Below are 12081 nucleotides of genomic sequence, written 5' to 3'. Positions count from 1 at the left end.
GCCATTTGACAGGACGGACAGGGGCGGATCGGCGTGATCCGCCCCTTGTTTTTGGCTATCCGGTTTAAGTTTCCGCGTTGCCCCTGTATGGACAGGGCTGAACGCATTCCGCGTCTCCAAAGAGAATAGACATGACACCTTTCGCAATCGCGGGCGTGCAAATGTACGTCCAAGCCCTGCAACCGAACGTAGAAGGCATGATTCAGCGCCTCGATGTGCTGATGGCGCGCTTTCCCTGGACCCAGATGGTCCTGTTTTCCGAACTCTCGCCTTTTGGCCCGTTGGACAAATTCGCCCAGCCGCTGGAAAATGACACGATCAAGCGGTTCTGCGAGGCCGCGCGCAAGCATCGGGTCTGGCTGATCCCCGGTTCGATGTTCATCCGACACGAGGATGGCCGTATCCTGAACACGTCATTCGTCATCGACCCCGATGGCAATGTGATCCGCCAATACGCCAAGATGTTTCCATTCCGCCCCTACGAGGCGGGCATTTCCGCGGGCACGGAATTCTGCGTTTTCGACGTACCAGAAGTGGGCCGTTTCGGCCTGTCGATCTGCTATGACATGTGGTTCCCGGAGACCACGCGCCAGCTGACGTCCCAAGGCGTCGAGGTGCTGTTGCACCCTGTGCTGACCGGCACAACCGACCGCGACGCCGAGCTGGCCATCGCGCGCGCCACGGCGGCGCAGTTCCAGTGCTACGTCGTCGACGTGAACGGCCTGGGGTCTGGCGGAATCGGCAAATCCTGTTTTGTCGATCCGACGTCGATGGTCCTGCACCAGTCGGGTGGCCAAGAAGACATGTTCCCGATCGAGGTCGATTTCGACATGGTACGGCGCCAGCGCGAAACCGGGATGAAGGGTCTTGGTCAGGTTCTCAAATCCTTCCGGGATCGGGACGTGGATTTTGACGTCTATGACCGCGCATCGGGTCGGGACGAGTTCCTCAAGACGTTGGGACCGCTGGAAATTCCGCATCAGGGTACACGTGCGGGTCTGCACGTCGATCCGGTCAGCGAGGCGGATGTGCCCCTTGAACTTGATGGGCCGGCGCTAGGTGTTGCAGGCGGGCCGTTGCTGCACCATGGTGTAAAGGGCCAGTAGCGCCTTCTGCGCTGCCGGTGCGCCGGCAGCGCCATTTCCGGCGTCCCGCCACAAAGAGACGAGGACAGACCGATGAATTCTGTGACAGAGTATTATTCCGCCACTCAGCTGCGGTCAGACCGCTGGAGTGCGCTACGGGATGTCACAGCCCAACTGGCCCGCGAGGCACCGGCCAAGATTTCCCCGACACTGCGAAGTCGCGCTGACGAATTGTTCGAACAACTGGCCGAGATCGAGGCCTACTGGGCCTTTCCTGGCATGCAGGATTTCGATTACATGCGCCGCCAGTTCAGTCACAACAGCTTTGCCGAACTGGCATTCGCGGTGCACCGGGTGGCGCGCGCGCTGACCACCGGTGCCTATCGTCGCCGTCACATTCCGCTCGATCAGGCTGAGGCGGACGACCGCGAGGAACACGACGACGAAGCGCTGCTGAGCCCCGAGATGCGCGCGATGACCAAGCCTTATTTCGAGGTGCTGATCGTTGACGAGGTCAATGATCAGCAGGAGCGCTGGCTGAAATCGAATGTCCATTCGATGCGCCGCCATGAGGATTCGTTCATCTACGAGGCCGTGGTCGTCCCTTCGGTCGAGGACGCGCTGATCGCCGCGCTGTTCAATCACAACATCCAGGCCGTGGTCGTGCGCCCCGGCGTTACGCTGCGGTCGCGTCAGGATCATCCGATCCTTGGCCGGTTCCTTCAGGGGATCGCCAATATCGACCATCTGGACGATCTGGAACCAGAGGATTTCGGTCCAGCGCTCTGCCGTCTGCTGGACGATATCCGCCCGGAACTGGACGCCTATCTGGTCACCGAACGGTCGGTCGAGGCCGTCGCAGGCACCGATCTGGGTAACTGCCGCCGGGTTTTCTATAACCAAGAGGATTTTGTCGAACTGCACCTGAACATTCTGCGTGGTGTTCAGGCACGGTATCGGACGCCCTTTTTCACGGCGCTGACCGAATATTCCAAACAGCCGACGGGCGTGTTTCATGCCATGCCGATCAGCCGGGGCAAATCCATCACCCGGTCGCACTGGATTCAGGACATGGGTGCGTTTTACGGACCGAACATCTTTCTGGCCGAAACCTCTGCCACGTCGGGCGGGCTGGATAGCCTGCTGGAACCGAACGGCACGATCAAGGAGGCACAGGAACTGGCCGCGCGTGCCTTTGGATCGAAGCAGACGTTTTTTGCCACCAACGGCACCTCGACCTGCAACAAGATCGTCGTTCAGGCGCTGATCAAGCCCGACGATATCGTGCTGGTGGACCGCGATTGCCACAAATCGCACCACTACGGTCTGGTGCTGGCGGGGGCGCAGGTCTGCTATCTCGATAGCTATCCGCTGAACGAATATTCGATGTACGGTGCCGTGCCGCTGCGCGAGATCAAGAAACAGCTGCTGGAACTCAAGGCCGCGGGCAAGCTGGACCGCGTGCGGATGCTGCTGCTGACCAACTGCACGTTCGACGGAATTGTCTACAACGTGGAACGCGTGATGGAAGAATGTCTGGCGATCAAGCCGGACCTGATTTTCCTGTGGGACGAGGCGTGGTTCGCCTTTGCCCGGTTCAATCCGACTTACCGCAAGCGGACGGGCATGCGTGCCGCAAACAAGATGCGCGCAAGGTTCAAGACCGACGCCCACGCACAGGCCTATGCAGCACAGCAGGAACTGCTGGCCGATGCCACGGACGACGATCTGCTGAACACGCGGCTGGTCGCGTCACCGCAGGCTCGCGTGCGGGTCTATACGACGCAATCGACGCACAAGACGCTGACATCCCTGCGGCAGGGGTCGATGATCCATGTCAATGACAGTGATTTCAAAGGCGAAGTCGAGCAGGCCTTTCACGAGGCCTACATGACCCATACCTCGACCTCGCCCAACTATCAGATCATCGCGTCGCTGGACGTGGGCCGGCGTCAGGTCGAACTGGAGGGTTTCGAATTCGTGCAGCGCCAGCTGGAGGCCGCGATGGCGATGCGCCGCGCGATTTCCACGCATCCGCTGTTGATGAAATACTTCAAGGTGCTGACCGTCGCGGACATGATCCCCGAGGATTACCGTGAAAGCGGAACAGAGATGTATTACGACCCCGATCGCGGTTGGGTCGATATCCTGGATGCCTGGCAGAACGATGAATTCGTGCTGGACGCCACCCGCGTGACGCTGGCCGTCGGCGGCACCGGCTGGGACGGGGACACTTTCAAGACCAAGATCCTGATGGATAAATACGGCATTCAAATCAACAAGACCTCGCGCAATTCTGTGTTGTTCATGACGAACATCGGCACGACGCGCAGCTCGGTCGCTTATCTGATCGAGGTGCTGGTCGAGATCGCCAAATCACTGGACGATCTGCTGGACGATGCATCCAAGATGGAAAAACTGGGCTTTGAACGCCGTGTAGCCAATCTGACGCTGAACTATCCGCCGTTGCCTGATTTCAGCCGTTTCCACGATGCATTTCGGGATGATCTGGAATCACCCGAAGGTGACATTCGTTCGGCCTATTATCTGGCCTATGATGAACAGTCCTGTGATTACATGGACCTCGACGGCACGCTGTATAACGCGCTGGAGGACGGCCAAGAGGTCGTATCCGCCAGTTTCATCATTCCATATCCGCCCGGCTTTCCGATCCTGGTGCCCGGGCAGGTGATCAGCCGCGAAATTCTGGCGTTCATGCGGGCGCTGGATGTGAACGAAATTCATGGCTACCGCGCTGATCTGGGACTACGGGTTTTCACCCCCGAGGCGCTGGCCGAGGTTGCAGGCAAACGTAACCGTCCCCTGCGCAAAGCCGTGGCCAAGCCGAAAACCAAGCCGAAATCCGACACGAAAACCGCTGCCGAATAAACAAAGGAAGACTAGATGCCCAAAGCCGTACTTCAGAATATCTCGGATATCCGGCGGTTCTTTCACCGGAACGAAGAACCTGTCTACTTTGTCTCGGCGACCAACTTCAATTTGTTGGGCCTGGACGAATGGGTCAAGAATTTCAAATATATCACCTACATCGACTGCTACGAGGGCAAGCATCCGAACGTGTTCTGCCCATCCGAGCAGCCGCACGCCGAATTCCAGTCCATCGAGGACATCAACAACTACCTGCTGCAACACAAGGAAGTCATTGATTTCGTCAAACGGCGCGGGGGCAAACCCAAGTTCGTGTTCCTGATGTTCGACGCCGAAACCGAACGTCTGGTCAAGGAACTGGGCGGAGAGGTCTGGTTCCCCAAGGCCAAGCTGCGTCAGTCGATGGACAACAAGATCGAAACCGTCCGCATCGGCAACAAGGCGGGTGTTCCGTCGGTGCCGAACACGCTGGCCGAGGTCAAATCCTACGAGGACCTGCGCGCGACATGCGAAAAGGCGGGGCTGGGCCATGATCTGGTGCTGCAATCTGCCTTTGGCGACAGTGGGCACACGACGTTTTTCATCAAGACGGAAGAGGATTTCCGCCGCCACGAGCATGAGATCGTGGGCGAGGGCGAAATCAAGATCATGAAACGGATCGACTGCCGGGGCTCCGCGATCGAGGCCTGTGCGACGTCGCAGGGAACGATCGTCGGTCCCTTGATGACCGAATTGGTGGGTTTCAAGGATCTGACCCCCTATCGCGGCGGATGGTGCGGCAATGAAATCCTGGCCACGGCGTTCCCGCCCAAGGTTCGTGCCAAGGCGCGGGATCTGACGTTCAAATTCGGTGAGCAGCTCCGCAAGGAAGGCTATCGCGGTTATTTCGAGCTGGATTTCCTGATCGACAAGAAAACCGGCGATCTGTGGTTGGGCGAGCTGAACCCGCGTATCACGGGTGCGTCGTCGATGACCAATCATGCGGCATTCGCCCATGCCGATGCACCGCTGTTCCTGTTCCACCTGCTGGAATTCAGCCGCAAGAAATTCAATCTGGACGTGGATGAATTGAATGCGCGCTGGTCCGACCCGGACATGATCGACGGCTGGAGCCAGATGGTCATCAAGCACACCGAGGACAGTGTCGATATCTGCGAAACCGTGCCGGAAACCGGAATCTACCGGATGACCGAGGACGGGCGCGTGATCTTTGACCGTTTCGACTATCACCGTCGCGCGGTTGAATCCGAAAACGAATGTTTCTTTTTGCGCATCCTGCAGCCGGGCGACTATCGCTACGAGGGGGCCGATATTGGCATTCTGGTGACGCGCGGCCGGTCGATGACGAAAAACTTCATGCTGAACGAACGCGCGAAAAAATGGATTCACGGCATCAAGAAAGAGGTGACTGGCAAGCCATTGCCTGTCGCAGCCGCCGGTCCTGCGTTGGCTGATCCTGTCTTCAAGATCATGTAATCATGCTGTGGCGTGCTTTGTCAGAGGAACAGCCCGGTCCCAAATGGGCCGGGCTGTTCGCCGAATACTGGCCAGCCTATCGCGAATGGTGGATGCGCGAGGGTGAACATGCGCGTGCCACCTATGCCGAATGCCGCAGGGCATTGGTCAAACACATGCCCGAACTGGTCGACCTGTATGATCAACTGTGCGAACTGGCGGGCGGCGGTGACAAACCGGCGCGGTTTTTGTCGTTCTGGAACCCGCCTGCCTATCTGTCGGGATGCAGTCAGGCGATCTGGCAGGGACCGGAACCCGTCATGGTGCGTAACTATGACTATGACAGCCGGTCGTTTGACAGCCTGATCCTGCGCACCAACTGGGGCGGGCGTACCGTCATGGGTGTGTCTGACGGGTTGTGGGGGTTGGTGGACGGCGTGAATGACGCTGGCCTTGCGATCTCATTGACCTTTGGCGGGCGCAACGTGGTGGGCAAGGGGTTCGGCGTGCCGCTGATCCTGCGTTATGTCCTGCAAACCTGCACGACGACTGAGCAGGCCGGTGCGGTGCTGGCGCGTATCCCCACGCACATGAGCTATAACGTCACCGTGCTGGACGAAAACCGTCAGTTCCTGACCGCGATGATGGGGCCGGGCCGCAAGACGCTGATCACGCATAATGCCGTTGCGACCAACCATCAGGAAAGCGTGGAATGGGTCAGCCACGCGCGTTTCACGGCGACGGTCGAACGCGAGAGGTTCCTGCTGCAACGCCTGACCCTGCACCGCGAACCGGAGGAAACGTTCATCGACGCCTTTCTGAAACCACCGCTGTACTCGACCGCCTTTTCCAAAGGGTTCGGCACGCTTTATACAGCCGTCTATCGCCCCCGGTTGCGCCAGATGGAAGTCCGCTGGCCCGGTACGGTCTGGCCGATGTCGATGCATGATTTTGTCGAGGGCGGCCGCCGCGTGGCGATCCCCGGCGCTGCCTGAGGGGCGAGAGATGGACGCTTTCGATCACGGTTTTCTGTCGGGCTTGTTTGGCGACATAGAAATTACGGCCCTGTGGGGCGCTGATGCGCAGCTTGCGCATATGCTGACCTTCGAGGGGGCGTTCACCCGTGCGATGGGGGCCGCCGGTCGGTTCGATCCTGCCATGGCAAAGGCCGCGGCGGCCCATATCGCAGGCGTTCGCATTGAGCCGTCCCAGTTGCGTGACGGTATGGCCAGCGACGGTGTGCCGGTGCCAGCGCTGGTGCGCCTGCTCAAATCCGGGGCAGGGGATGCCGCACCCGCGATACACGCGGGCGCAACATCGCAGGACGTGATGGATACGGCCCTTGCGCTGACATTGCAGGCCACCACGCATGTGCTGGACGGACGGCTGGCACAGCTGATCGACGCGCTGGCGCAGTTGTCGGACACGCAGGGCCAGACGGCCCTGTTGGGGCGGACACGGATGCAGGCTGCCTTGCCGATCACGGTCGCTGACCGGATCCGGAGCTGGCGGATGCCGCTGATTGACCATCGTGCGCGACTGGACCTTGCACGGGCGCAGACCGAGTTGCTGTCGTTGGCGGGACCGGTCGGGGTGACGGATTTCAACGGTGTCGCTGCCGCAATGGCACAGGCATTGGGTTTGACGGCGCAGCAGACGATCCACAGTGACCGCAGCGGCATCGTCAGCTACGCGGCCACGCTGGCGCTGATGTCAGGCACATTGGGCAAGCTGGGGCAGGATGCAGCACTGATGGCCCAGCAGGGGCTGGATGAACTGGCGCTGCGCAGTGGCGGTGCATCATCCGCGATGCCGCACAAGCAGAACCCCGTGCTGGCCGAGCTTTTGGTGACACTTGCGCGGTTCAACGCGGGCCAGGCCGGGCTGATGCAACAGGCCATGGTGCATGAACAGGAACGGTCCGGGGCAGCCTGGGCGCTGGAATGGATGGTGTTGCCGCAGATGGCACAGGCCACGGGCCGGGCGTTGACGGCGGCACAAGAGCTTGTGTCGATGATCGACAGGATCGGCACCCCGCAAACCTGACAAATTTGTATAGATGGCGACAGGCGCCTGACACCCTGCGGTGGCATCTCCATTCTCAGCAACCAACTGAGGATGGATCACCATGAAAACCCTGATGACACGCACAGTCGCCGCAACGCTGGCCGGAACGACGGCTCTTGCCCTGATGCCGGCTGCCGCCTTTGCCGTGCCCCCCGGCGGTTATGGCGATCTGGTCGAACGTCTGAACCCCGCCGTCGTCTTTATCGAGGTGTCGGGCAGTGCCCGTGGCCCATCGATCGAAGACAGCCTGCCACCCGGTTTCCCGCGCGAGGAACTGGAACGCCGTTTCGGACCCATGTTCCCGGATCAGGGACGTCCCGTTCAGGGGCTGGGGTCCGGGTTCATCCTGTCCGAGGACGGGATGATCGTGACCAACAATCACGTCGTCGAAGATGCCGACACCGTGACGGTGAAACTGGCCGATGGGACGGAATACGAGGCGACGGTGCTGGGCACCGACCCGCTGACCGACCTCGCCGTGCTGGATATCGAGGCAGAAGATCTGACGACCGTTTCATGGGGCGTCAGTGCCGAGGTGCGCCCCGGCGACGAGGCGCTGGCCATCGGCAACCCCTTTGGTCTGGGTGGCACCGTCACATCGGGTATCGTGTCGGCTGTGTCGCGCGACATCCGGTCTGGCCCCTACGATGATTTCATCCAGACCGATGCGGCGATCAACCGTGGCAATTCTGGCGGACCATTGTTCAATGCAGACGGCGAGGTGATCGGCGTCAACACGATGATCTTCAGCCCCGGTGGTGGCAGCGTCGGGATCGGCTTTGCGGTGCCGTCCGATCTGGCACAGCGTGTCGTGGCCGATCTGGCCGATGACGGCACCATCGCACGCGGCTGGCTGGGGGTGCAGATCAGCCCGATGAGCGATGAGATCGCCAATGTGCTGGGCTACGATGACCCGATCGGCGCAGTGGTCGAGGTCGTCTCTGAGGACAGCCCCGCCGCATCGGCTGGCCTGCTGGAAGGCGACATCATCATCCGGTTTGCCGACAGCGAAATTGGCGACGTCGGTGATCTGACCCGCGCGGTGGCGGATATCGCACCTGACACGCAGGTGCAGGCCGTCGTGTTGCGGCGCGGCAGCGAACAGACGATCGATGTGACCGTCGGCAATCTGGCCGACCGGAACATCTGATTGCAGCCATGGCGCGGCCTGCTGCCCCAGGTCGCGCCTCGGACCCCCGGCCGGATGCACTGTGTGCGGGGGTGAAAAGGGTCCCGGTATCGCGCCCTTGGTGGCATGACCGGGGCCCTTTTGCTTGGAATTCGTGTCAGGATACCCATGTTGCGAGGTGAATGCATGCAGACAGGGTCCGCCATGAAAATCCTGGTCGTCGAGGACGACCCGACCACGGGTCAATATATCGCGCGCGGTTTGCGTGAAGAGGGCCACACCGTGGACCATGTGGCCGATGGGCGGGCCGGGCTGGTGCAGGCCACGGGTGCCGATCATGACGTGTTGATCGTGGACTGGATGCTGCCCGAAATCGACGGGCTGACGCTGGTGCAAACCCTGCGCGGCGCAGGCAATCGCACGCCGGTTCTGTTTCTGACCGCGATGGGCAGTGTCGATGACCGTATCGCGGGCCTGAATGCCGGCGCGGACGATTATCTGGTCAAACCCTTTGCCTTTGGCGAATTGTCAGCGCGCATCAACGCGCTGGCCCGCAGGCCGCGCACGCTGGCACAAGAGACGGTGCTGACGGCGGGTGATCTGACGATGGACCTGGTCTCGCGCGAGGTCAGGCGGGCAGGTCAGAAAATCGAATTGTTGCCGCGCGAGTTCGCCATTCTAGAACATCTGCTGCGGCGCAAGGGGCGGGTCCAGACCCGCACCATGCTGCTGGAATCCGTCTGGGGGATCAGTTTCGATCCGCAGACCAACGTGGTCGAAACCCATATCAGCCGCCTGCGGGCCAAGGTGGACAAACCCTTTGACACGGAACTGATCAAGACGGTGCGCGGCTCGGGCTACCGGATCGAGGCATGACCAGACGCCCGCGTCTGATTAACGCAAGCCCGGTACGGCTTGCCCTCGGGCTTGTCGCGCTGTTTGCGGTGGTCAGCGTCGTGTCGCTGGCCGCCAGCTATACGGCAACTAGCCGGGCGCTGGACATGCAGATGCGTCAGCAGTTGCGGCAGGATCTGGCCGGGTTTCGTGCGGCACCATCCTCTACGGCGCTGGCGGCACTTGTCGCGGCCGAGGCGCGCGCCACCGACCCGAACCGTGTCGTGCTGTCCTATGTGACCGCCGACGGGCGTCACTACGGCAATGGACGTCTGGCCCGCGACGAAGAAGGCTATGTCCTGACCACGCTCGAAAATCCGGAAACCCCGATTCAGGGCGAATATCTGGCGCTGACCACCCGCGAATATCGCGGTCTGCTGACGGTTGCGCGCAGTCGCGCTGAAATCGACCAGCTTTGGTCGATTTACCGGACCATCGGACTGCTGTCCTTGTTGCCGACGCTGGTGATCGCGCTGGGGGCAGGGCTGGTCATGGCGCGTCGGTCCGCCAGCCAGGTGTCGGCCGTGCGGCGCACGCTGGGTGCACTGACATCGGGCGATCTGTCCGCGCGGGTGCGCCCGACGGAACGGTGGTCCGATGACCTGCGGCGGATCGGCGATGGTATCGACCGCATGGCCGCAGCGCAGGAAACCGCACGCGAGGCATTGCGCCAGGTGTCTTCTGACGTGGCGCACGACCTTAAGACGCCGATCCAGCGGATATCGGTGCGGCTGGACGAGCTGGGCCGTACGGACCTCAATCCGGAGGCACAGACCCTCGTGGATCAGGCGCAGGCGGATGTCGCCAGTGTGGTTTCGGTTTTTCAGGCACTTCTACAGATTGCGCAGATCGAGGGGGGCAGCCCCGAGGCGCGTTTCGTCACGCTGGATCTGGTCCCGTTGGTCGAGACATTTGCCGAACTCTACGAACCTGCGGCGCAGCAGACGGACCGCAGTCTGAATACGCAGGTGGCCTGTGATGCGGCGCCAGTCGTGGGGGACCGTGATCTGATCGGTCAGATTTTGGCCAATCTGATTGAAAACGCGCTGCGCCATACGCCGCGCTTCAGTCAGATAACGCTCGGCCTGCGTGTTGAGGGTGGACGCGTCATGCTGGAGGTCAGCGACAATGGGCCGGGTATTCCCGCAACGGAACGGGACAAGGTGTTGCGCAGATTGTATCGCCTGGACCGCAGCCGCACGACACCGGGCAGCGGTCTGGGTCTCAGCCTCGTTTCCGTGATCGCAGAGCTGCACGATGCGCCCCTCACGCTGGACGACAACGCGCCGGGCCTGCGGGTGTCAGTGGCGTTTCAACTGGCCAGCGCCAGGTCGTGATCGACCTGCAGTCCCAGTTTCTCGGCGCGGACCAACATCTGGGGCAGGATCGTCATCTGCGGGTTCGGGTCATTTGCGCAGCTGTCGAGAATTTCCTGCAGCGCTGCCTTGTCACCCATCCGGACCAAAAGGCTGAACAGATTGTTAATCGTTGATTTTGCTGGCCGCGCGGCAAGGGCGCGTTCGTATTCCTGACGTGCAAAATCGGGATGCGTAAATGACAACGCCTTGGCCCGTTCGCGATGGAACGATGGATCACCACTGCGTTTTAATTCCAACTGCGGGATCTTGTTATCGACGACGAGGCTGGTGATCAGTTTTTTCAAAAGTCGCATGTTCGACAGTGCGACCAGCACCGTGTGGCCCGTGAATGGCAGGGCGACTTCGCGGATGTCGCGGTAGGTTGGGCGCACGGTCTGGTTCAGAAACTGAACATCCCGTCTTTGCACGGGATCATAGATCACGACGGGGGCGTGCTTTGATCGTCTGCTGTGCTTGAGGTGTTTGTGGTGGACCGGCACATCCGCGTAGGCGGGCAGACCCAGACCCTTCCATGCGGGCAACATCGGTGCGGCGGCGATGATCCGCGCGTCGATCTGCCCGCCATAGTACAACGCCGCATAGCCACCCAGACTGGCCCCGTAGCAGATGACATCGCGTCCGGCGGTGCACAGCGGTGCCACGGCCGCCTTGAACACCGCCGCATGAAGCCCCTGAAACTGGCTGTGTCTGCGCTGTGCGACGAACACGTGATCCCAACCGTGTTTCATGGCGAAATCGCTCCCGAAACCGGTGTCTGAAATGTCAGATGGCTGCCCACCAAAGGTGATCATCAGCTTTTCGGTCGGTGCCGGGGCGGGATGATAGGTGATCCGGTAATCAGGATGATTGGCTAGTCTGATCATGGCACTCTCTGACGCAGTTGCGGTTTTCCCGGGGGGCCGGACTGCTTGAGAGGTCGCATGAAAAAGGGGCAGAACTGGCCCCATATCAAAGCAATTTTGTTCGGCTGTTTCCGGGCGCGAAACGGACGACTACAATTTACCGGATTGTTTCCTGAATTCGCGGTGAGTAATGGCAGGATCGCGGCATGCTGTCTCCGACACGTTCGTGATCTGTGTCCGGGGCTGTAAAGCCGAACACGGGAACCGCATGGCCAGCGTGGCATGACGCGATGCATGTGACCCAACCTTAGTTGGACCGCAAGCGGACCAAAATTTCCGCG

9 protein-coding genes are annotated in these 12081 nt (G+C 60.9%); 8 read left to right on the top strand and 1 reads right to left on the bottom strand.

What is annotated here, in order from left to right:
* The first annotated feature begins 131 nt into the window (after positions 1–131).
* The 8 genes from BMX27_RS05550 (at position 132) to BMX27_RS05515 (ending at position 10856) form a co-directional block, all read left to right on the top strand.
* On the top strand, positions 132–1106 hold the full coding sequence (locus BMX27_RS05550; protein WP_083484232.1) for a carbon-nitrogen hydrolase family protein: 975 nt from the start codon (positions 132–134) through the stop codon (positions 1104–1106).
* Positions 1107–1178: 72 nt separating this feature from the next.
* On the top strand, positions 1179–3974 hold the full coding sequence (locus BMX27_RS05545; RefSeq protein ID WP_090158896.1) for an aminotransferase class I/II-fold pyridoxal phosphate-dependent enzyme: 2796 nt from the start codon (positions 1179–1181) through the stop codon (positions 3972–3974).
* Positions 3975–3989: 15 nt separating this feature from the next.
* Positions 3990–5450, top strand: a complete 1461-nt coding sequence (locus BMX27_RS05540) for a biotin carboxylase (protein ID WP_090158895.1) — start codon at positions 3990–3992, stop codon at positions 5448–5450.
* A 2-nt stretch (positions 5451–5452) separates the two neighbouring features.
* Positions 5453–6424: a C45 family autoproteolytic acyltransferase/hydolase gene (locus BMX27_RS05535; RefSeq protein ID WP_090158894.1), complete on the top strand. Its 972-nt coding sequence runs from the start codon at positions 5453–5455 to the stop codon at positions 6422–6424.
* A gap of 10 nt (positions 6425–6434) precedes the next feature.
* The gene (locus BMX27_RS05530) at positions 6435–7475 is read left to right on the top strand and encodes a 3-carboxy-cis,cis-muconate cycloisomerase (RefSeq protein WP_090158893.1); all 1041 of its coding nucleotides are present in this window, start codon (positions 6435–6437) and stop codon (positions 7473–7475) included.
* Between the two features lie 94 nt (positions 7476–7569).
* Positions 7570–8646 carry a S1C family serine protease gene (locus BMX27_RS05525; protein WP_226748448.1) on the top strand — a complete coding sequence of 359 codons (1077 nt, stop codon included), beginning with the start codon at positions 7570–7572 and terminating at the stop codon, positions 8644–8646.
* Between the two features lie 183 nt (positions 8647–8829).
* Complete coding sequence (locus BMX27_RS05520; protein ID WP_090158891.1) at positions 8830–9501, top strand: winged helix-turn-helix domain-containing protein; 672 nt, start codon at positions 8830–8832, stop codon at positions 9499–9501.
* A complete protein-coding gene (locus tag BMX27_RS05515; protein WP_090158890.1) occupies positions 9498–10856 on the top strand; it encodes a sensor histidine kinase in 1359 nt (452 codons plus the stop codon). Before BMX27_RS05520 ends, BMX27_RS05515 begins: the two co-directional genes overlap by 4 nt.
* Here the strand turns inward: BMX27_RS05515 and BMX27_RS05510 are convergent.
* Positions 10832–11761, bottom strand: a complete 930-nt coding sequence (locus tag BMX27_RS05510) for a hypothetical protein (protein ID WP_090158889.1) — start codon at positions 11759–11761, stop codon at positions 10832–10834. The genes BMX27_RS05515 and BMX27_RS05510 overlap by 25 nt on opposite strands.
* Positions 11762–12081 lie beyond the last annotated feature (320 nt).

This window comes from Loktanella sp. DSM 29012 (genome assembly GCF_900110705.1).
In the GTDB taxonomy this organism is placed as follows: Bacteria; Pseudomonadota; Alphaproteobacteria; order Rhodobacterales; family Rhodobacteraceae; genus Loktanella; species Loktanella gaetbuli.
The sequence above is the reverse complement of the archived record's forward strand: the minus strand, read 5'-3'. Positions and strand labels throughout refer to the sequence as shown.

Excerpts from the sequence above, each read along its gene's own strand:
- BMX27_RS05550 (WP_083484232.1), top strand. The coding sequence starts at position 132 with ATGACACCTTTCGCAATCGCGGGCGTGCAAATGTACGTCCAAGCCCTG.
- BMX27_RS05545 (WP_090158896.1), top strand. The coding sequence starts at position 1,179 with ATGAATTCTGTGACAGAGTATTATTCCGCCACTCAGCTGCGGTCAGAC.
- BMX27_RS05540 (WP_090158895.1), top strand. The coding sequence starts at position 3,990 with ATGCCCAAAGCCGTACTTCAGAATATCTCGGATATCCGGCGGTTCTTT.
- BMX27_RS05535 (WP_090158894.1), top strand. The coding sequence starts at position 5,453 with ATGCTGTGGCGTGCTTTGTCAGAGGAACAGCCCGGTCCCAAATGGGCC.
- BMX27_RS05530 (WP_090158893.1), top strand. The coding sequence starts at position 6,435 with ATGGACGCTTTCGATCACGGTTTTCTGTCGGGCTTGTTTGGCGACATA.
- BMX27_RS05525 (WP_226748448.1), top strand. The coding sequence starts at position 7,570 with ATGACACGCACAGTCGCCGCAACGCTGGCCGGAACGACGGCTCTTGCC.
- BMX27_RS05520 (WP_090158891.1), top strand. The coding sequence starts at position 8,830 with ATGAAAATCCTGGTCGTCGAGGACGACCCGACCACGGGTCAATATATC.
- BMX27_RS05515 (WP_090158890.1), top strand. The coding sequence starts at position 9,498 with ATGACCAGACGCCCGCGTCTGATTAACGCAAGCCCGGTACGGCTTGCC.
- BMX27_RS05510 (WP_090158889.1), bottom strand. The coding sequence starts at position 11,761 with ATGATCAGACTAGCCAATCATCCTGATTACCGGATCACCTATCATCCC.